Annotated in this window: 18 protein-coding genes; 16 read left to right on the top strand and 2 right to left on the bottom strand. The window is 55.7% G+C overall.

Features of this window, described 5'->3' with window-relative positions; all coding sequences use genetic code 11:
- Nucleotides 1-12 precede the first annotated feature (12 nt).
- From edd to AC4LF3_RS10500, 12 genes are all read left to right on the top strand, one after another.
- Entirely contained in the window at nucleotides 13-1,839 is a 1,827-nt protein-coding gene (gene edd / locus AC4LF3_RS10555; protein ID WP_074826722.1) for a phosphogluconate dehydratase, read from the top strand.
- Nucleotides 1,836-2,804 carry a glucokinase gene (locus AC4LF3_RS10550; RefSeq protein WP_010798450.1) on the top strand — a complete coding sequence of 323 codons (969 nt, stop codon included), beginning with the start codon at nucleotides 1,836-1,838 and terminating at the stop codon, nucleotides 2,802-2,804. Before edd ends, AC4LF3_RS10550 begins: the two co-directional genes overlap by 4 nt.
- A gap of 86 nt (nucleotides 2,805-2,890) precedes the next feature.
- A complete protein-coding gene (locus tag AC4LF3_RS10545) occupies nucleotides 2,891-3,628 on the top strand; it encodes a response regulator (protein WP_010798449.1) in 738 nt (245 codons plus the stop codon).
- A complete protein-coding gene (locus AC4LF3_RS10540; RefSeq protein WP_434154704.1) occupies nucleotides 3,603-5,060 on the top strand; it encodes an ATP-binding protein in 1,458 nt (485 codons plus the stop codon). The genes AC4LF3_RS10545 and AC4LF3_RS10540 overlap by 26 nt, the downstream gene beginning before the upstream one ends.
- 158 nt (nucleotides 5,061-5,218) lie before the next feature.
- Nucleotides 5,219-6,478 carry an ABC transporter substrate-binding protein gene (locus tag AC4LF3_RS10535; RefSeq protein ID WP_010798447.1) on the top strand — a complete coding sequence of 420 codons (1,260 nt, stop codon included), beginning with the start codon at nucleotides 5,219-5,221 and terminating at the stop codon, nucleotides 6,476-6,478.
- Nucleotides 6,479-6,556: 78 nt separating this feature from the next.
- Nucleotides 6,557-7,486: a carbohydrate ABC transporter permease gene (locus AC4LF3_RS10530; protein WP_491835254.1), complete on the top strand. Its 930-nt coding sequence runs from the start codon at nucleotides 6,557-6,559 to the stop codon at nucleotides 7,484-7,486.
- Nucleotides 7,479-8,324, top strand: coding sequence for a carbohydrate ABC transporter permease (locus tag AC4LF3_RS10525; protein WP_491835253.1), 846 nt, complete (start codon nucleotides 7,479-7,481; stop codon nucleotides 8,322-8,324). The genes AC4LF3_RS10530 and AC4LF3_RS10525 overlap by 8 nt, the downstream gene beginning before the upstream one ends.
- An 8-nt stretch (nucleotides 8,325-8,332) precedes the next feature.
- Entirely contained in the window at nucleotides 8,333-9,436 is a 1,104-nt protein-coding gene (locus AC4LF3_RS10520) for an ABC transporter ATP-binding protein (RefSeq protein WP_491835252.1), read from the top strand.
- A 9-nt stretch (nucleotides 9,437-9,445) separates the two neighbouring features.
- Nucleotides 9,446-10,357: a carbohydrate kinase family protein gene (locus tag AC4LF3_RS10515; RefSeq protein ID WP_491835251.1), complete on the top strand. Its 912-nt coding sequence runs from the start codon at nucleotides 9,446-9,448 to the stop codon at nucleotides 10,355-10,357.
- Between the two features lie 10 nt (nucleotides 10,358-10,367).
- Nucleotides 10,368-11,579: an AGE family epimerase/isomerase gene (locus AC4LF3_RS10510; protein WP_491835250.1), complete on the top strand. Its 1,212-nt coding sequence runs from the start codon at nucleotides 10,368-10,370 to the stop codon at nucleotides 11,577-11,579.
- A gap of 76 nt (nucleotides 11,580-11,655) precedes the next feature.
- Complete coding sequence (locus tag AC4LF3_RS10505; RefSeq protein WP_019365555.1) at nucleotides 11,656-12,972, top strand: carbohydrate porin; 1,317 nt, start codon at nucleotides 11,656-11,658, stop codon at nucleotides 12,970-12,972.
- A gap of 74 nt (nucleotides 12,973-13,046) precedes the next feature.
- On the top strand, nucleotides 13,047-13,220 hold the full coding sequence (locus AC4LF3_RS10500; protein WP_010798440.1) for a DUF1289 domain-containing protein: 174 nt from the start codon (nucleotides 13,047-13,049) through the stop codon (nucleotides 13,218-13,220).
- Between the two features lie 53 nt (nucleotides 13,221-13,273).
- On the opposite strand, the gene AC4LF3_RS10495 is transcribed toward AC4LF3_RS10500, so the two are convergent.
- Nucleotides 13,274-14,149: a MurR/RpiR family transcriptional regulator gene (locus AC4LF3_RS10495; protein ID WP_074826707.1), complete on the bottom strand. Its 876-nt coding sequence runs from the start codon at nucleotides 14,147-14,149 to the stop codon at nucleotides 13,274-13,276.
- 161 nt (nucleotides 14,150-14,310) lie between these two features.
- Here AC4LF3_RS10495 and zwf point away from each other — a divergent pair, with 161 nt between their 5' ends.
- The 4 genes from zwf to rluB all read left to right on the top strand — a co-directional run bounded on the left by zwf (nucleotide 14,311) and on the right by rluB (nucleotide 18,405).
- Nucleotides 14,311-15,780, top strand: coding sequence for a glucose-6-phosphate dehydrogenase (gene zwf, locus AC4LF3_RS10490; RefSeq protein WP_010798438.1), 1,470 nt, complete (start codon nucleotides 14,311-14,313; stop codon nucleotides 15,778-15,780).
- On the top strand, nucleotides 15,767-16,477 hold the full coding sequence (pgl, locus tag AC4LF3_RS10485; RefSeq protein WP_491835249.1) for a 6-phosphogluconolactonase: 711 nt from the start codon (nucleotides 15,767-15,769) through the stop codon (nucleotides 16,475-16,477). Before zwf ends, pgl begins: the two co-directional genes overlap by 14 nt.
- Nucleotides 16,478-16,488: 11 nt before the next feature.
- Nucleotides 16,489-17,127 carry a bifunctional 4-hydroxy-2-oxoglutarate aldolase/2-dehydro-3-deoxy-phosphogluconate aldolase gene (locus AC4LF3_RS10480; RefSeq protein WP_010798436.1) on the top strand — a complete coding sequence of 213 codons (639 nt, stop codon included), beginning with the start codon at nucleotides 16,489-16,491 and terminating at the stop codon, nucleotides 17,125-17,127.
- A 171-nt stretch (nucleotides 17,128-17,298) separates the two neighbouring features.
- Entirely contained in the window at nucleotides 17,299-18,405 is a 1,107-nt protein-coding gene (rluB, locus tag AC4LF3_RS10475) for a 23S rRNA pseudouridine(2605) synthase RluB (RefSeq protein WP_074826701.1), read from the top strand.
- 72 nt (nucleotides 18,406-18,477) lie between these two features.
- Here the strand turns inward: rluB and AC4LF3_RS10470 are convergent, their stop codons facing one another.
- Nucleotides 18,478-19,665 (bottom strand): benzoate/H(+) symporter BenE family transporter, encoded by a 1,188-nt coding sequence (locus AC4LF3_RS10470; protein ID WP_150347325.1) that lies wholly within the window; start codon nucleotides 19,663-19,665, stop codon nucleotides 18,478-18,480.
- Nucleotides 19,666-19,671 lie beyond the last annotated feature (6 nt).

The following is a 19,671-nucleotide window of genomic DNA, read 5'->3' as shown; positions in this document are numbered from 1 at the left end:
AGAATCGGAACCATGCATCCTCGCGTCCTTGAAGTTACACAGCGTCTCATTGAGCGTAGCCGTCCTACGCGTACGCGCTACCTTGAAATGATCCGGGCAGCTGCGAGCGAAGGCCCTCAGCGTGCCAAGCTACAATGCGCCAACTTTGCCCACGGCGTAGCCGGGTGCGGTGCGTCGGATAAACAGCGCTTACGTCTTATGGATGAGGTTAACGTCGCTATCGTTTCGTCTTACAACGACATGTTGTCTGCGCACCAACCTTACGAACATTTTCCCCAGATCATCAAAGATGCTCTGCGCGAAATAGGCTCCGTTGGTCAGTTCGCCGGTGGGGTGCCAGCCATGTGTGACGGCGTAACCCAGGGCGAAGCAGGCATGGAGCTCAGCCTGCTCAGCCGTGAAGTCATCGCAATGTCCACCGCTGTGGCACTGTCCCACAATATGTTCGACGCCGCACTGTGCCTGGGCATCTGCGACAAGATCGTTCCTGGCCTGATGATTGGCTCTCTACGTTTTGGTCATCTGCCATTCGTTTTTGTGCCGGGTGGTCCAATGCCTTCGGGCATTTCCAACAAGGAAAAGGCCCGAGTGCGTCAGCTTTTTGCGGAGGGCAAGGCAACCCGCGAGGAGCTGCTTGAGTCCGAAATGAAGTCCTACCATAGTCCCGGCACCTGCACCTTCTACGGTACAGCCAACACTAATCAGGTCGTTATGGAAGTGATGGGACTGCACCTGCCGGGCTCGTCCTTCGTGAATCCGTATACGCCTCTGCGTGACGAGCTGACCCGTGAAGCGGCGCGTCAGGTGACACGTATCACGCAGCAAAGCGGTAATTTCATCCCGCTGGGTGAGATCGTTGACGAAAAAGCCATTATCAACTCGGTCGTGGCCTTGCATGCAACCGGTGGTTCTACCAACCATACCCTGCATATTCCCGCCATCGCACAGGCGGCTGGTATCGAACTGACCTGGCAGGATATGGCGGATCTGTCGGCTGTCGTTCCAACGCTGGCGCAGGTTTACCCCAACGGCAAGGCGGATGTGAACCATTTTCATGCGGCTGGTGGCACCAATTTCCTGATTCGCACCCTTTTGGATGCCGGTTTGCTGCATGAAGATGTGAACACCGTCATGGGTCATGGATTACGTCGTTACTTGCAGGAGCCATTCTTGGAGAATGGCACATTGACATGGCGTGAAGGACCTGTGGCGAGCTTGGATGAAGAAATCCTGCGTCCGGTCGAGCGCCCGTTCCGCCCTGAAGGTGGTTTGCGTGTGATGGATGGCAACCTTGGCCGTGGGGTCATGAAGGTATCTGCCGTAGCGCCTGATCACCAGATCGTAGAAGCGCCTGCTAGAGTATTTGCTGATCAAGCCGAGCTTGCTAATGCCTTCAAGGCGGGTGAGCTGGACCGCGATTTTGTAGCGGTGGTCCGCTTTCAAGGACCCAAGGCCCTTGGTATGCCGGAGTTACATAAGCTGACGCCTTACCTAGGCGTGTTGCAGGATCGAGGCTTTAAGGTCGCTCTGGTGACTGATGGACGTATGTCTGGAGCATCCGGCAAGGTGCCAGCGGCTATCCATGTATGCCCTGAGGCAATCGATGGCGGTCCGTTGTCGAAAGTACGTGACGGTGATCTGGTGCGTGTCAATGGACAAACCGGAGAGTTGATCGTGGTGGTTGATCCTGCCGAGTGGAATGCTCGGGAGCAGGTGGCGCCCCCGCAAGGCATGGGAATTGGAACGGGACGTGAACTCTTTGCGTTCATGCGGCAAGCAATGAGCACCGCCGAAAAGGGTGCGAGTGCATTTACATCCAGCCTGGAGGCGCTGAAATGAATTTGGCTTTGGTAGGGGATATCGGGGGCACGAATGCCCGTTTCGCATTGTGGCGTGACCAGCAGCTTGATGCGATCGAGGTGATGGCGTGTGCCGATTTCGAGCGTCCCGAAGATGCTGTGCGTGAATACCTCAAGCGTACCGGTGTCGCTCTTGACGATATCCACTCCGTATGTCTCGCCTGCGCGGGGCCGGTAGGCGAGGGTGACTTCCGTTTTACCAATAATCACTGGGTTATCAGCCGCGAGCGTTTCTGCGCTGAGCTTGGTCTGACTCACCTGCTTCTGATCAATGACTTCAGTTCAATGGCCTGGGCTGTAGCTAAGCTGGACAAAGCGCATTGCGTTCAGGTCCGTGAGGGAGCGGCGCATGCCAATCGGGCACGTCTGATCATCGGGCCGGGGACTGGCCTGGGTGTGGCCGGTCTGCTGCCGATCGGGGATGACCGCTGGATGGTACTTTCCAGCGAAGGCGGTCACGTTGATTTGCCGATCGGCACGCCACGTGAGTTCGAAATTTGGAAGATCCTGAAGCGCCAGTTTGGTAACCACGTGTCGGCGGAGCGTATTATTTCCGGCAATGGCCTGGTGAATCTCTACAAGGCCAGCTGTGAACTGGATGGCCGCGAAGAGAAGTGCGTGACCGCTGCCGAGATCTGTGAAATGGCGCTGTCCGGTGATGCCTATGCCGACGAGGTGCTTGAGCAGTTCTTCGTATGGCTGGGCCGTGTGGCGGGTAACGCTGCACTGACATTGGGCGCACTGGGTGGCGTTTACATTGCCGGTGGAATCCTGCCGCGATTTGTCGAGCGCTTCCAGAACGGCGCCTTTGCCAAGGCGTTTGCGGACAAGGGTAAGACGAGCAGTGCCTACCTGCAGGATATTCCTGCTTGGCTGGTTACCGCCGAGTACCCTGGCTTGTTTGGCGCAGGGGTTGCCTTGCAGCAAAGCCTGAACGGTCAGTAATACCGCGTTTCACCTCTTGGCGTTCCCCCTGGTGTCGTGCATGCTTCGACACCAGGGCAATAATAAAAAAGACAAGGGACAACGCTATGACGCCGATGGGTAAATCCATCCTGCTGGTCGATGACGATCAGGACATTCGTGAGCTTCTTGAGGCTTATCTGAGCCGTGCCGGATTTAGCGTTCGGGCTGTGGCAGACGGCTACGGATTTCGTACTGCGCTTAAAGCCGAGCCGGCTGATCTTCTGATACTGGATGTCATGCTGCCGGGTGAGGACGGCTTCAGTCTTTGCCGTTGGGTCAGGGCGCTGAGTGGTTCCATCTCTCAAGTACCTATCATCATGCTGACCGCCAGCTCCGATGAGGCAGATCGTGTGATTGGCCTTGAATTAGGCGCTGACGATTACATTGGAAAACCATTCAGCCCGCGGGAATTGCAGGCGCGGATCAAAGCGCTTCTCCGGCGCGCAGGTTTTGGTGACGCCAAGTCGGGACACACATTGGTGTTTGATGAATGGCGTCTTGATACTGTCACGCACAGGCTGTTCCACCAGGACGGAGAAGAGGTCATTCTGTCCGGCGCTGATTTCACTCTGCTCAAACTGTTTCTAGATCATCCCCAGCAAATACTTGACCGTGACACGATTGCCAACGCGACGCGGGGGCGTGAAGTCATGCCGCTTGACCGCATCGTGGACATGGCCGTCAGCCGCTTGCGTCAACGGCTGCGTGACACCGGAAAATCGCCTCGACTGATTCGTACGGTACGGGGCAGTGGCTACCTTCTGGCGGCGCAGGTGCATGGCCCGACCGCAGATGTTTTTTAAGGCACTCCAGCGGCTGGTACCGCACTCATTGTTGGGAAGAATGCTGTTGCTTACGCTGCTGGCGGTTCTGCTGGCCCAGGGCGTTTCCAGCCTCTTCTGGATATCGCACTTGCGTGCCAGCCGAATGGAAGGTCTGCTGAACGCTTCGCGCAGCCTTGGTTACTCCATTGCGGCCAGCGTGCGTTACTTCAGTCTGCTACCGCCGGCGTATCGTCCGGTAGTGCTGGAGCAGTTGCGTAATATGGGCGGTACACGGTTTTTCGTATCGCTTAATGAAAAGCCCTTGATCATGGAGCCGCTGCCCGATTCGCCTGGCAAGCAGGCGGTACTTCATGCTGTGGAGTCAGTCTTGCGGGAGCGTCTCGGCAATGGGATGCCGATGTATGTGGAGTTTGTCAGCCCCAAGCACCTGCGCCTGTTCAATGGCAATCTTTCCCTGGATGAGTTGCCACGCTCCTGGGCGCACTACGTCCTCAGCTTTGAACCACTAGATCCGCCCATTCTGGTCACCCAGATACGAATAGGCCCGGAGGAGTGGGTCTACATCGGGACACTGATGCCAGCCCCTTATCTCACCCTGGATGAGCCGTTCCTGCCTCTGCAGCAGGCTTGGTTCATCCTGTTCAGCAGCGCTTTTCTGCTCTTGTTCATCGGCCTGCTCATCCACTGGCAGAGCCGGCCGCTTAAACGTTTGTCGCAAGAGGCACGTGAGCTTTCGCTGGAGGCACAGGTTCAACCCCTTCCTGAAGTCGGGGCGAGTGAAATTCAGGAAGTCACACGCGCCTTCAACACCATGCGTGATCGTATCAGTCGATACCTGGCCGAGCGGGGCCAGCTTTTCAGTGCGATTTCCCATGATCTGCGGACCCCTATCACCCGGCTGCGGCTCCGTGCCGAGTTACTGGAGGATGAGGCATTGCAGGCGCGCTTCAATCGAGACCTTGACGAACTGGATCTGCTAGTCAAGGGAGCACTGCAGTGCGTCAAGGACACCGATATTCACGAAAACATCGAGTCGGTAGACCTCAATCTCCTGCTGAGCAATATCGTCGAGCCTTACCAGGCCGGTGAGCAGCCTCGAGCGACGTTGCAAGGTGAGGCGGTAGCTCTCTATCCCGGCAAGCCGCTGGCCTTGAAGCGCTGTATCGGCAATGTACTCGACAACGCGCTGAAATACGGTAATCGGGCGCACTTGACGGTGGAGGATGATGGCAAGGTATTCATGTTGCATGTCGACGATGAAGGCCCAGGGGTGCCAGAAAAGGATTTAGAGCAGGTTTTCGAACCGCATGTCCGCCTGACAGGTCAACAGCAGGGATACGGATTGGGGCTCGGGATTGCGCGTAATTTAGCCCATGCCCATGGGGGGGAGGTGGTCTTGCGCAATCGTCGGGAAGGGGGCCTGCGGGTCACGCTGACGTTGCCGCGCTAGAGGCGCCCTGAAACGAGTGGCGTAAAATTGTGATCGATATCTACAAAAGCCGCCTAATGTAACGGCATTGTGACATTAATGATTCCCTTCGTTACCCACGCTGGCCAAGGGCTGGCTAGACTCCGATCAGATTTATAAAAACAACAAGGTCACTGATCATGAAAGCACTCAATCGTCTCGCCCTCGCGGTTTCTTTGTCCTGCTTGAGTCAATTACCTCTAACCGCCCAGGCGGGTGAAGTGGAAGTCCTGCATTGGTGGACTTCAGGTGGTGAAGCTCGGGCTGTCGATACCCTCAAGCAAATGATGCAAAAGCAGGGCGATACCTGGAAGGATTTCGCGGTTGCCGGCGGTGCCGGTGAGGCCGCGATGACCGTTCTGAAAACCCGTGCGGTTTCTGGTAATCCTCCTTCTGCAGCACAGCTCAAAGGCCCCGACATTCAGGAGTGGGCTGACATGGGCTTTCTTACCAACCTCAACGACATCGCCAAGGCCGGAAAATGGGACAGCATCATGCCCAAGCGCATCGCTGAAACCATGCAGCATGATGGTGATTACGTCGCCGTTCCCGCCGGTGTTCATCGCATCAACTGGCTCTGGATAAACCCTGAGGCCTTCCAGAAAGCGGGCGCCAAGGTGCCAACGACACTAGATGAGTTCTTCGAGGCTGCAGACAAGCTCAAGGCAGCAGGTATCATTCCGATTGCCCACGGCGGTCAGAACTGGCAGGACACCACCATTTTCGAGTCGCTGGTCATGGCCATGATGGGGCCAGAGGACTATCACAAGGCATTTGTCGAAACTGACGAAGACACCCTGCGCAGCGACAAGATGGTTGAAGTGTTCAAGACCTTCAAGCGTATTCGCAACTACATCGACCCAGATGCAGCGGGCCGTGACTGGAACCTGGCTACCGCCATGGTCATCAATGGCAAGGCCGGTATGCAGATTATGGGCGACTGGGCCAAGGCCGAGTTTACGGCTGCAAACAAGACTGCTGGCAAGGACTACCTGTGCGTAGTCATGCCGGGCACTCAGGGTGACTTCATCTACAACATCGATTCCCTGGCCATGTTCAAGCTCAAGGACGAGGCAAACAGGAAAGCCCAGGACGACTTGGCCCGTACTGTCATCGACAAGCCTTTCCAAGAAGTCTTCAACCTGAACAAAGGCTCGATTCCTGTTCGCAATGATATCGACATGGCGAAGTTCGATGACTGTGCCAAACAGTCCATGAAGGATTTCCAGGCAGCCAACGACTCGGGCAAAGCGGAGCCAAGCCTGGCGCATAGCATGGCCAACACCAGCTATATCCAGGGCGCTGTCTTCGATGTGATCACCAACTTCTTCAACGATCCAAGCGCCGACCCCAAAAAGGCGACCGAACAACTGGTCGCCTCCATCAAAGCGGCGCAGTAATGCAGTAAGGGCAGGGCGTTGCAAGACGCCCGGTCCTGATGCAAATACCAACCTACGGGTTGGATCAGGAGTTCTTCGATGTCTTTAAGCGAAGTGCAAATCATGCGCACAGGTACCAGCACGTCTGTACGAAAGCCTGACCGTCTCCAGAAGTGGCTTCCCAAGCTGGTTCTGGCCCCTACAGCGGTGGCAATGATCGTTTGCCTGTATGGCTATATGCTGTGGACGGCCGTGATTTCATTGACCACGTCCCGCTTCATGCCAGTGTACAACTTTGCAGGTCTGGCCCAGTTTGAACGCCTACTGGCCAACGACCGTTGGCTGGTGGCCTGTAAAAACCTGGCTGTCTTTGGTGGGATGTTTATCCTGCTTTGCCTGATCATCGGCGTGTTCTTCGCCATCCTGCTGGATCAGCGTATTCGACGCGAAGGCTTTATCCGCACCATTTATCTGTATCCCATGGCGCTGTCGATGATCGTTACAGGTACTGCCTGGAAGTGGTTGCTTAACCCTGGGCTAGGCCTGGACAAGCTCCTGCGCGACTGGGGGTGGGAAGGTTTCCGTTTTGACTGGCTCGTTGATACGGATCGGGTCATTTATTGCTTGCTGATCGCTGCGATCTGGCAGGCCTCCGGCTTTGTCATGGCGATGTTCCTGGCCGGTTTACGAGGTGTGGACAGCGCCATTATTCGTGCCGCACAAATCGACGGAGCCTCACTGCCGACAATTTATCTACGTATTGTTCTACCCAGTTTGCGGCCAGTCTTCTTCAGTGCCGTGATGATCCTGTCGCACATTGCGATCAAAAGCTTTGACCTGGTAATGGCCATGACTGCCGGTGGACCCGGTTACTCATCCGACCTTCCTGCGGTCTTCATGTATCAGCACACCTTTACCCGCGGGCAAATGGGCTTGGGGGCGGCCAGCTCCGTTCTGATGCTCGGCGCGGTGCTTGCCATTCTGGTGCCTTACCTTTATTCCGAACTGCGGAGCAAGCGTCATGGCTGATCTTTCCCACAGCAAGCGCTGGTCTTTCAACCGCATTGCAATCCACGCCACGCTCCTGGTGGCTTGTGCGGTCTATCTCGTGCCGTTGGTGGTCATGCTGCTTACCAGTTTCAAGACTCCGGATGACGTGCGCACCGGCAACCTGCTGACGTTGCCCGTAGACTGGACACTCATTGGCTGGATAAAAGCCTGGACTACGGTTCACGAGTACTTTTGGAACTCCTTCATGATCACGGTTCCTGCCGTCATCATCTCGACTTTCATTGGTGCGCTTAACGGCTACGCCTTATCGAAGTGGAGCTTCAAGGGCTCGAACGTATTGTTCAGCATGCTGCTGTTCGGTTGCTTCATTCCGTTCCAGGTTATCTTGCTGCCGATGTCATTCACCCTAGGCAAGCTGGGGCTGGCCAATACCACGACCGGGCTCGTGCTGGTTCACGTCATCTATGGTCTGGCCTTCACAACGCTTTTCTTCCGTAATTACTACGTCGGTATTCCGGATGCCCTGATCAAGGCGGCGCGTCTCGATGGTGCAGGGTTCTTCACCATCTTCTGGAAGATTCTGCTGCCGCTTTCCACTCCTATCGTGATGGTAAGCCTGATCTGGCAATTCACTCAGGTCTGGAATGACTTTCTGTTTGGCGTAGTGTTCGCCAGCGGCTCTGCGCAGCCGATTACGGTAGCGCTCAATAACCTCGTCAATACCAGTACCGGGGCCAAGGAATATAACGTGGATATGGCCGCTGCGATGATTGCGGCGCTTCCGACACTGCTCGTTTACATCTTCGCCGGCAAGTATTTCGTCCGTGGTCTGACCTCGGGCGTCGTCAAAGGATAAGAACAATCATGGCCGCACTAGAACTTAAAAATGTCCGCAAGACCTACGGCAACGCTGCTCAGGAAGCGCTTAAAGGTATCAACATCAGTATCGAGACCGGGCAGTTCCTGATCCTGGTTGGTCCTTCCGGTTGCGGTAAGTCTACGCTCATGAACGCCATTGCTGGCCTGGAAGATATTTCCAGCGGGGCCATCATGCTGGGTGGTGAGGATGTAACTGCGGTCGAGCCCAAGGACCGCGATATCGCCATGGTATTTCAATCCTATGCGTTGTATCCGACCATGACGGTGCAGGAAAACATCGCCTTTGGGTTGAAGATCCGTAAGACACCTGCTGACCAGATCGCGGCGGAAGTGGACCGTGTCGCCAAGCTTTTGCAGATTGAGCACCTGCTTGAGCGCAAACCCTCGCAGCTATCCGGTGGGCAACAACAACGTGTCGCCATGGGGCGCGCACTGGCGCGCCGCCCCAAGCTTTACCTGTTCGATGAGCCGCTCTCAAATCTTGATGCAAAGTTGCGTGTGGAAATGCGCACCGAGATCAAGCTAATGCACCAGCGGCTCAAGACTACAACTGTCTACGTTACTCACGACCAGATCGAAGCCATGACGCTGGGCGACCGTGTCGCAGTTATGAAAGAGGGAGAAGTTCAACAGTTTGGTACTCCCCAGGAAATCTACAACAACCCCGCCAACCTCTTCGTGGCCAGCTTCATTGGTTCTCCGCCAATGAACTTCATTCCTGTCGCGTTGGAGCAGGAAAACGGGCGCCCTGTGGTGCGTTTGCAGGGGCATGGCGAGCGTACCGCTATTGGTCTACCCATGCTTCAAACCGCTCTGGCAGACGGTCGCGAAGCAATTTTAGGGGTTCGACCTGAGCAAATCTGTATTCGCAGTGGTCAGATCGGCGATTTGCCATTGGTCAGCGCCCGAGTGCAGGTCGTGGAGCCAACAGGCCCCGACACTCTGGTTTATGTCGAGGTCAATGGCGTCCAGGTGTGTTGTCGAGTAGCGCCAGTCGACACTCCTGAAATCGGATCAATCGTAACGCTAGAGCTTGATGTAGAGCGTCTCGTATTATTCGAACCTGCTTCAGGTGCTCGTATCGCTTAGGAGAAAGTTATGACATTGCCACGTGTGGTGGTTTTTGGAGAGGCCTTGACCGATCTGGTCCAGCATTCACCCGGACAGTGGCAAGGCCATCCAGGCGGTGCACCGTGGAATGTTGCCCGGACGCTGGCGCGTCTGGGCGTACCCGCTGCGTTTGCGGGGTCAATCAGCCTGGATTCTCTAGGCGATGAGATTCATGAGCAGTCTCAGGTGTCCGGACTGGATATGCGTTTTCTGCAGCGGGTCGAAGCTGATCCGCTTGTGGCAGTAGTGCCGTCCAGCAATCCACCTCGGTATTTCTTTGCTGGGGAGGCGGATCTAGCCTTTGATCCGGATGCGTTGCCGCACGGCTGGCTCGAGGCTGCTGAACTCTGCCACTTCAGCTGCATCAGTCTGGCCCGTGAGCCGTTGGCTTCCAAACTGCTTGAACAGGCAGAAAAGGCCAAGGCAGCAGGTAAACGTATCAGCTACGACCCCAACTGGCGAAACCTGATGGGCGATGACTACTGTCGTCGTATCTTTCCAACCCTTGTGAGGCTGGCAGACGACATCAAGCTTTCTGACGAAGACCTGGAAAATATCTATCCCGGACTAACGCCTGAACAGGGCTTGAGCCGCCTGCGAGACATGAATCCAGAGGCCAACATCCTCTATACGCAGGGTGCCAAGGGTATCACGCTGCTTTCCAGCCAGGGGGAGTGGACTCAGCCTGGTATTCCGATTCATGTGGCTGACACCGTAGGTGCCGGTGACGCCTGTATGGCGGGGTGGTTGGCGTCAGGGATCATTTCAAGCGCATCACTGGAAGAGCGGCTACTTTTCGCAGCTGCCTGTGCCTCGGTGTCTTGCCAAAAATCGGGGGCCTATGCGCCGACGCTTGATGACGTTCGCGCCATGATGGCAACTTCGCCGCTTCCTGCCTAAGGGACTTCGCATGAACTTTCCAGACTTCCGTCAACGTGGCACTCTGCTGGATCATATCCAGCATACGCTGGCTTTCTACTATCCACGCTGCATCGACGAGCAGGGCGGGTTTTTCCAGTTCTTCCGTGACAATGGCGATATCTATGATCGAGAGACGCGCCATCTTGTCTCCAGTACCCGTTTCGTCTTCAATTTTGCAATGGCCTATCGGCAGTTTGGCAACGCTGAATACTTGGGCGCCACACGGCACGGGCTTCGCTTTCTAAGGGAGAAGCATCTGCAGCCCAATGGCAGCTACGCCTGGCTACTGAAGGGCGACAAAGTAGTAGACGGCACCAATCATGCCTATGGTCTGGCATTCGTTATCCTGGCGTACTCTCACGGCGTCATGGCAGGAGTCGAGGAGGCCAGAGCATGGCTGGCTGAAGCGTGGGATACCTTCGAGCGTCATTTTTGGCGTGAAGAAGACGGTCTGTACTGTGATGAGATCAGTGCCGACTGGTCCGAGGTTTCCTCCTATCGTGGACAAAATGCCAACATGCATGCCTGCGAGGCGCTTCTGGCTGCCTATGAGGCGACACAAGAGTCCCGCTATCTGGACCGCGCCGAAACGCTTGCACTCAACATGACTCAGCGCCAAGCAGCACTTAGCCAGGAAATCGCTGAGGTTGCTCAGGATGTACCAGGCGGGTTGATCTGGGAGCATTACCATCAGGATTGGAGCATCGATTGGGATTACAACAGAGATGATCCTGCCAACCTGTTCCGCCCTTGGGGCTTCCAGCCTGGACATCAGGTCGAGTGGGCCAAGCTCTTGCTGATTCTCGAGCGCCATCGTCCCCAAGCATGGTTGGCGCCACGTGCTGCAGAGCTGTTTGATGCCGCGTGGAAAACCTCATGGGATCATGAACATGGTGGCCTATATTACGGGTTCGCTCCGGATGGCAGCGTTTGTGATCCAGACAAGTACTTCTGGGTTCAGGCCGAGGCCTTGGCGGCTGCAGCCTTGCTTGCCGAGCGCACCGGCAACGGTAAATGTTGGAAACAATATGAACAGCTCTGGCACTATAGTTGGGAGCATTTCATTGATCACGAGTATGGCGCTTGGTGGCGCATTCTCGACCGTCGAAATACTAAGTATTCCGACGAAAAAAGTCCGGCCGGAAAGGTCGACTACCACACCATGGGAGCCTGTTACGAGGTACTCAATGTTCTGCCGTGAAGTTTAGCCAGTTATTGGCGTGGGACCTGTGGTGTGTTGCGTATAGCCCATTAAAAATTATAAAGGACCGAGAAGAATGTATAAGCATAAAGGCAAACGCGTACGGCACTTGGCTGTGTTGTCGTTAGCTGCACTGGGTGGACTCAGTGCCACTGCCCATGCAGCCGATGCCTTCGACCCTGAAGCAGGTGGTATGACAGGCGATTGGGGTGGCCTGCGTACTGAACTGCTAGATAAGGGTTACGACATCAAGTTGGAGTACGTTGGGGAAGGCGCTACCAACATGCGAGGTGGATACGACAAGGATCACACCGCACGTTGGTCTTCCCAGTACATGTTCGGCCTGGCGGTCGACATGAACAAGACGTTGGGTTGGGAGAATTCCGTATTCAAAGTTGCCATTACTTCACGTGACGGCCGTAACCTGACCAACGACAATATTGGTGATCCACGTTCCGGTACGTATTCTTCCGTACAAGAAGTCTGGGGTCGCGGCCAGACCTGGCGCCTTACCCAGTTGTGGTTGAGCAAGGGGTTCTTTGATGGCCGCCTAGACATCAAAGCGGGTCGTTTCGGCGAGGGTGAAGATTTCAACTCGTTCGACTGTGACTTCCAGAACCTGGCGTTCTGTGGCTCCCAGGTGGGTAACTGGGTAGGTGATCAGTGGTACAACTGGCCGGTCAGCCAGTGGGCCATGCGCGTCAAGTACAACCTGACACCTGAGCTGTTTGCGCAGGTTGGGGTTTACGAGCAGAACCCGTCGCTGCTTGAAACCGGTAATGGCTTCAAGATGAATACCAGCGGTGCCAAAGGCGTGATCCTGCCAGTTGAGCTGGTATGGTTGCCAACACTGAACAGCCTGCCGGGTGAGTACCGCTTCGGTTACTACTACAGCACCGCTGATGCGGATGATGTGGATGGTGTTTCCAGCCGTCATTCCAGTAAGCATGGCTACTGGGTTGTAGCCAAGCAGCAGCTGACCAAGCACAACGGTGATGCTTCTCGTGGTCTGAGTGTATTTGCCAACTTCACGGTGCATGACAAGGCTACCAACAAGGTAGACAACTACATCCAGGCTGGTGTGGTGTACAAGGGACCATTCGATGCGCGACCAAAAGACGACATCGGTTTCGGTGTGGCCCGTATCCACACCAACAGCGATGCGCGTGATGCGCAGCGTGCAGCCAACCTTGCTACCGGTATCGACGATTATGACAACCCAGGCTACGTACCGCTGCAGTACAGCGAATACGATGCTGAGCTGTACTACGGCGTACACGTGACCAACTGGCTCACCCTACGTCCGAATATTCAGTACATGCGTAACCCGGGTGGCGTCAAGGAAGTCGATAATGCTGTTGTCGGCGGCCTGAAGGTCCAAGCGGTGTTCTAATTCCGCAGATGGTACTGGGCGCAGCGAGCAGTGTGTTTATACTGTTCGCTGTGTCCAGATGCTGAGGTAGCCCTGTGGGTAAGGTTGAGAGTCCCTGCGTAAGCCAATGCAAGCTCAAGGATGAAGTCTGTCAGGGATGCGGCCGCAGCCGCGATGAAATCAAGGGCTGGAAGTCCATGAAGGACAAAGAGCGCAAGGATGTGGTTGAAAAGGCCAGCAAGCGTCTCAAGAAGCTCAAGAAGAAATAACCTCAATAACCTCGCTACAGGCTGAAGCGTACTGCTCCAGCCTTTCTCGTCGATTACAACTCTTCCTGTTCCTGCTCCATTGGATAGCGTGTTGCTACCAGACTTTCCTTTACTTTGCGCAGGTGCGGCTGGAAATCAACGCCGCGGCGCAGCGTAACGCCAGTGGCCAGAATGTCGAGTACTGTCAGCTGAACGATACGTGATGACATTGGCATATAGATATCAGTATCTTCGGGCACTGGAATATCAAGGCTAAGTGTTGAAACCTTCGCAAGCGGAGAATTAGCAGCAGTCATCCCGATAACTGATGCCCCGTTATCCCGTGCCAGCTTGGCAACATCCACCAGTTCGCGCGTGCGGCCGGTGTAGGAAATGATGACAAAGACTTCGCCTATCTGCGCTACAGACGCAAGCATGCGCTGCATCAGAATGTCTGAATGGGCCGAAACAGCCAGACCGAAGCGAAAGAATTTGTGCTGGGCATCCAGCGCTACGGGTGCAGATGCACCCAGGCCAAAGAAATGAATCTGCCGTGCCTGAATCAGGAGATTGACGGCTCGATTGATCACTTGAGCATCCATGCGCTGACGAGCATTATCGAGCGAGGCGATGGTGCTACTGAAAATCTTTTCTGAGTAGGCTTCAGGCTCATCATCCGCTTCCACCGCCTGGCTTACGTAGACGGCGCCGCTGGCGATGCTCTGAGCCAGTTGAATCTTCATTTCAGGGTAGCCGCTGATTCCCAGTGATCGGCAGAAGCGGTTGACGGTCGGTTCGCTGACGTGAGCTGCCTGCGCCAGAGCAGCAATGGTCAGGCGGGTAGCCTGCCGTGGATTGTTTAGAATAACCTCGGCTACCTTGCGTTCGGCACGGTTCAATTCCGGCAGACGGGTCTGAATCAATTGCAGCAATGTGCTGGCCCGATCCATCAAATGCTCCTGAAAGTTGTCATCCTTTTATCGTACAGCTATAGAGGAATAAGGCTGCACAAAAAGGTTTTATTAAATTTTTGATTTTTATACTACGTAAAAGGGGAAAGCTCACTTAAACTGGGCTTTCATTCACCAACTTTTCGTAAAAGAACGAATATATGCCAGCAGTTCGCGTACTCCCTTGCACTTTGGCCCTGTTCGGCGCGTTGGGCGATCTCGCTCTGCGCAAGTTGTTTCCGGCTCTCTACCAACTCGATCGCGAAGGTCTCCTCCATGATGACACGCGTATCGTCGCGCTTGCTCGAGATCAAGGAGACGGCACCAAGCAGCTCGCTCATATTGAAGAGCGGGTTCGGCATTACGTGCCGAATGCTGACTGGAATCAAGCCGTCTGGGAACGTTTCGCCGCCCGCTTAAGCTACCGTGCCATGGATTTCCGACGCATGGAAGACTATGCCGGACTGGCCGAAGACGTAGGTGACTCCGAAACGGTGATTGCGTATTTCGCAACACCCGCCTCAGTATACAGCTCGATTTGCGAGAATCTTGATGCGGTAGGGCTTAGCAGCCGTACACGTGTCGTCATGGAAAAGCCCATCGGCCATGACCTTGAGTCTTCGCGTGTCGTGAACGACTCCGTGGCTCGGTTCTTCCCGGAAAGTCAGGTCTATCGTATCGACCATTACCTGGGTAAGGAAACCGTACAGAATCTGATTGCTCTGCGGTTTGCAAATAGTCTGTTCGAGACCCAATGGAACCAGAACTATATCTCCCATGTGGAGATTACGGTTGCTGAGAAAGTAGGAATCGAAGGCCGCTGGGGTTATTTCGATCAGGCCGGGCAGCTACGCGACATGGTGCAGAACCACTTGCTGCAGCTGCTTTGCCTGACTGCAATGGACCCGCCCGCTGATCTCTCGGCGGACAGTATTCGTGATGAAAAGGTCAAGGTGCTCAAGGCGCTCGAGCCGATCACCGCCGATCAGCTGGCCAGCCGTGTCGTGCTGGGCCAGTACACGAGTGGTTACAGCGATGGCAAGCCGGTGCCCGGCTATCTGGAGGAAGAAAACTCCAACGAGAGCAGCAGCACGGAAACATTCGTGGCCATTCGCGCCGATATTCGTAACTGGCGTTGGTCCGGAGTGCCTTTCTATTTGCGTACCGGCAAGCGTATGCCGCAAAAACTTTCGCAGATCGTTATTCATTTCAAGGAACCGCCACATTACATCTTCGCGCCTGAGCAGCGGAGTCTGATCAACAACCGACTGATCATCCGTATTCAGCCGGACGAAGGGATTTCCCTGCAGGTCATGACCAAGGATCAAGGCTTGAGCAAAGGGATGCAGCTGCGCAGCGGTCCGTTGCAGCTCAACTTCTCCGAGGCCTTCAAGTCGGCGCGGGTACCAGACGCGTATGAGCGTTTGTTGCTGGAAGTGATGCAGGGCAACCAGTCTCTCTTCGTGCGCAAGGACGAGATCGAGGCGGCCTGGCGCTGGTGCGACCAGCTCATGGAAGGCTGGGAAAAAATGGGTGATACCCCGAAATCATACGCAGCTGGCACATGGGGCCCGCTGACTTCCATTGCTCTCATTGCACGTGACGGGAGATCCTGGTATGGCGATATCTAACCTGCCACAAGGCGTCGAATTCATCGAGCTGAACGGTCGTGAGGCCCATGCTGAGCAGCTGACCCAGGCTGTAGCGGCTGCGCTTCGTGAGGCCATTACACAGAAAGGTGCGGCCACACTGGTGGTTTCGGGTGGTCGTAGCCCTGTGCCGTTCTTTGAACAGTTATCCGAGCAGGAGCTGGACTGGGCGAAGGTCACGATTACGCTCGCCGATGAGCGCTGGGTGCCTTTAGAACATCCGGATAGCAACGGCGGGCTAATTCGCAAGCACCTGTTACGTAATGCAGCCCGTACAGCGACTTTTGTAGACCTGTATGCCGCTGGCGAAAACGCTGAAGCGGCTGCTCAGGAGGCTGATAACCGCTTGCAGAATCTGCCCAAGCCTATCGATGTACTGGTGCTGGGAATGGGCGACGATGCACATACTGCTTCGTTGTTTCCCGGAAGCCCTGGGCTTGAAGATGCGCTTGATCCACAGAGCGAGCGCTTGTGCCTGCCCATGTGGGCACCTTCCGTGCCTCGTCAACGTCTGACCATGACACGCGCATTGTTGTCTGGTGCTCACAATCAGTTCCTGGCCATCCAGGGCCAGAGCAAGTTGGCCGCTCTGCAAACCGCTGCAACCGCCGGTGATGAGCTGGCGACTCCTATCAGCGCCTTCCTGCGAGAGCCGCTGAAGATCTATTGGTGCCCTTGAGGATGAGTGACATGCAAAACAAGATCGCTGCCATTGATGCGCTGAGCCAGAAAGCACGCATCCTGCCCGTCATCGTGATCAACGATCCGGCTGACGTCCTGCCTTTTGCTGACGCGATGGCAGCGGGGGGGCTCAAGACACTGGAGGTCACGCTTCGCTCTGCCCATGGTTTGGATGCTGTGCGCCTGCTGCGCAAGGAACGCCCGGAGCTAACGGTGGGTGTCGGTACTGTTCTGGACACCCACATGTTTGATGCTGCGGTAGAAGCAGGTGCTCAGTTCATTGTAACGCCCGGCTGCACGGACGAAATCCTTGAGGCAGGCGTTAAAAGCGATGTGCCGCTACTGCCCGGTATTGCTACGCCTTCAGACATCATGCGTGCCTATCGGCTGGGTTACCGTCGCTTCAAGCTCTTCCCGGCCAATGTTTACGGTGGAATAGACGCGCTTAAAGCCTTTGCCGGTCCTTTTGGCGATCTTCGATTCTGCCCAACGGGCGGCGTCAATCCGAGTAATGTCAAAGCCTATTTCCAGCAAAGCAATGTCATGTGCGTAGGAGGTAGCTGGATGCTGCCATCCGACGCTATCAAGGCGCGTGACTGGACAAAAATAGAGCAGCTTTGCCGCGAAGCCCTGGCTGCGCTTGATTAAGGCAGTCATCTTGTTCGACGGCCTGTATCATGCAGGCCGTCTGCATCTCAGACCATCCATCTCTTTTCTGTCGAAAGGCCTGCACGTCGAGTCATTTAGTCGCTAGGCTCAAAGGCCAGGTGACGCTATGATGCGCGCCTTTTTGTTGCCGCTTACACCGGGAGGTGCCTTATGAACGACAACACTCCTCATACCCCAGTCGGGGAAAAACTCCAGAAAGTCCTGTCCCGTATGGGTGTAGGTTCCCGCCGTGATGTGGAAGCCTGGATTGCCGAGGGCCGTATTCAAGTAAACGGAAATGTCGCCACTCTGGGTCAGCGTGTTACGCCTCAGGATGCCATTGCTGTGGACGGGCGTGTGCTACGCCGCGAAGAGGCCACCGAAAATGTTCGCCGTGTACTGATTTACAACAAGCCTGAAGGTGAAGTCTGCACCCGTGATGACCCCGAAGGGCGTCCTACGGTGTTTGACCGATTGCCGCGCTTGAGAGGCGGGCGGTGGATCAATATTGGTCGTCTGGATATCAACACGACTGGCCTGCTTTTGTTCACAACCGATGGTGAACTGGCCAACCGCTTGATGCATCCCTCTTATCAGATGGACCGAGAGTACGCGGTACGCGTGCGTGGTGAAGTCGATGAGGCCATGATCGAGCGTCTCAAGACAGGTGTCATGCTGGAAGACGGTCCTGCACGTTTTACCGATATCCAACAGGCTCCCAATGGTGACGGTTTCAACCACTGGTTCCATTGCGTAGTCATGGAAGGACGTAACCGAGAGGTTCGTCGCCTGTGGGAATCCCAGGGCGTGCTGGTCAGCCGCTTGAAGCGGGTACGTTTCGGACCGGTTTTCCTGACGGCTGAATTGTCCATGGGTCGCTGGCGCGAGATGATGCAGGGTGAGATCAATATTCTCAGCGCAGAAGTAGGGCTGACGCCTGTTGAATTGCCTCCTGTGACCGCGAAGGTTCGCGAAAAGCTTGAGCGTATGCAGCGCAAGTCCGGCAAGCCTGTTGAGGCTGGCCGCGGCGGCCGTGGTGACAAGCGCTCTGGCAAGCCGCAGGGCGAGGGCCGCCGTGGTGGCACGCCATTGGCTGAGCGCCCATCCGAAAGTGGGCGCAAGCGTCCGGTACGGACTCGTGAAGAGCATGCCTCTGGCGATGACGGACGTCGCGAGCGCCCTGCCCGGGAACGGGCCGCACCGGCACAGCGCCGTAATGGTCCAGCCCGTGAAGGTCAGCGTCCAGGCTTTGGTAGTAATAATCGCGGTAAACGCTAAGCGGTTATCTGTGCTCGAACGGCTCGCCTAGGCGAGCCGTTTTTGTATGGGCTCTACCTATATCATCGTTGATCAAGCAGCCTTTTTCCAATTCAGGACTAACTGGGTGATCAGGCCTGCGACCACTCCCCAGAAAGCCGACCCAACGCCTAATAATGTCATGCCTGAAGCGGTTACAAGAAAGGTGACAAGAGCGGCTTCGCGTTGTTTAGGGTCGCTCATGGCACTGTTAAGCCCATTCATGATGGACCCAAGCAGTGCAAGTGCCGCGATGGATAGCACTAATTCTTTAGGAAGCGCTGCAAACAGGGCTGCCAGTGTTGCACCAAACGTTCCGGCTATACCGTAAAAGAAGCCGCACCAGAGCGCTGCGGTGTAGCGCTTTTGTGAGTCTTCGTGGGCCTCAGGCCCTGTGCAGATGGCTGCGCTGATGGCCGCCAGGTTAATTCCGTGGGAGCCGAATGGGGCCAACAGTAACGAGGCTATTCCGGTAACGGATATCAGGGGTGAGGCAGGTGTCTGATAGCCGTCGGTCCGCAACACCGCAATGCCTGGCATGTTTTGAGAAGCCATGGCAACAACAAATAGCGGAATACCAATGCTGATGATGGCGGACATGGAGAAGGACGGTGTGGTCCAGACAGGCACCGCCAGTTGCAAATGAAAGTGCTCGAAATGCAACAGTCCTACGACGGCGGCGATGATCATTCCAATCATCAGGGCAGCCAATACGGCATAACGGGGTGCCTGTCGCTTGGTCAGCAAATACGTCAGGAACATGCCTATTACAAGCAGAGGTTGCTGCTCAGTAGCCGAGCAGATCTCAATGCCGATCCGAAACAGGATGCCCGCCAGCAGCGCGGCGGCCAATGCAGCAGGAACCTTGCGCATCAGACGCTCGAAGCTGCCAGTCATACCGCAGAAGGCCGTGAGGAGGGCGCATAACATGAAAGCGCCAATAGCCTCGCTGTAAGGGACCTGAGGCAAGCTGGTCATCAGCAGGGCAGCACCGGGGGTAGACCACGCGATGACGATGGGAGTCCTGAAGCGCAGCGAGAGCGCGATCGTGGTTATCGCCATCCCGATGGACAGCGCCCAGATCCAGGAGGAAATCTGAGCGCTGTTCAGCCCTGCATTCTGGCCTGCCTGGAACATAAGCACCAGGGAGCTGGTGTAGCCAACCAGCATCGCTACGAAACCGGCAACGATTGAAGAAGGCGATGTGTCGGCAAAAGGACGCAAGGCGGTGGATACGGTCATGGTACG

The organism is Pseudomonas sp. C2.3V (assembly GCF_058536325.1).
This window is presented reverse-complemented; position numbering and strand designations above follow the sequence as displayed.

Excerpts from the sequence above, each read along its gene's own strand:
- edd (WP_074826722.1), top strand. The coding sequence starts at position 13 with ATGCATCCTCGCGTCCTTGAAGTTACACAGCGTCTCATTGAGCGTAGC.
- AC4LF3_RS10550 (WP_010798450.1), top strand. The coding sequence starts at position 1,836 with ATGAATTTGGCTTTGGTAGGGGATATCGGGGGCACGAATGCCCGTTTC.
- AC4LF3_RS10545 (WP_010798449.1), top strand. The coding sequence starts at position 2,891 with ATGACGCCGATGGGTAAATCCATCCTGCTGGTCGATGACGATCAGGAC.
- AC4LF3_RS10540 (WP_434154704.1), top strand. The coding sequence starts at position 3,603 with ATGGCCCGACCGCAGATGTTTTTTAAGGCACTCCAGCGGCTGGTACCG.
- AC4LF3_RS10535 (WP_010798447.1), top strand. The coding sequence starts at position 5,219 with ATGAAAGCACTCAATCGTCTCGCCCTCGCGGTTTCTTTGTCCTGCTTG.
- AC4LF3_RS10530 (WP_491835254.1), top strand. The coding sequence starts at position 6,557 with ATGTCTTTAAGCGAAGTGCAAATCATGCGCACAGGTACCAGCACGTCT.
- AC4LF3_RS10525 (WP_491835253.1), top strand. The coding sequence starts at position 7,479 with ATGGCTGATCTTTCCCACAGCAAGCGCTGGTCTTTCAACCGCATTGCA.
- AC4LF3_RS10520 (WP_491835252.1), top strand. The coding sequence starts at position 8,333 with ATGGCCGCACTAGAACTTAAAAATGTCCGCAAGACCTACGGCAACGCT.
- AC4LF3_RS10515 (WP_491835251.1), top strand. The coding sequence starts at position 9,446 with ATGACATTGCCACGTGTGGTGGTTTTTGGAGAGGCCTTGACCGATCTG.
- AC4LF3_RS10510 (WP_491835250.1), top strand. The coding sequence starts at position 10,368 with ATGAACTTTCCAGACTTCCGTCAACGTGGCACTCTGCTGGATCATATC.
- AC4LF3_RS10505 (WP_019365555.1), top strand. The coding sequence starts at position 11,656 with ATGTATAAGCATAAAGGCAAACGCGTACGGCACTTGGCTGTGTTGTCG.
- AC4LF3_RS10495 (WP_074826707.1), bottom strand. The coding sequence starts at position 14,149 with ATGGATCGGGCCAGCACATTGCTGCAATTGATTCAGACCCGTCTGCCG.
- zwf (WP_010798438.1), top strand. The coding sequence starts at position 14,311 with ATGCCAGCAGTTCGCGTACTCCCTTGCACTTTGGCCCTGTTCGGCGCG.
- pgl (WP_491835249.1), top strand. The coding sequence starts at position 15,767 with ATGGCGATATCTAACCTGCCACAAGGCGTCGAATTCATCGAGCTGAAC.
- AC4LF3_RS10480 (WP_010798436.1), top strand. The coding sequence starts at position 16,489 with ATGCAAAACAAGATCGCTGCCATTGATGCGCTGAGCCAGAAAGCACGC.
- rluB (WP_074826701.1), top strand. The coding sequence starts at position 17,299 with ATGAACGACAACACTCCTCATACCCCAGTCGGGGAAAAACTCCAGAAA.
- AC4LF3_RS10470 (WP_150347325.1), bottom strand. The coding sequence starts at position 19,665 with ATGACCGTATCCACCGCCTTGCGTCCTTTTGCCGACACATCGCCTTCT.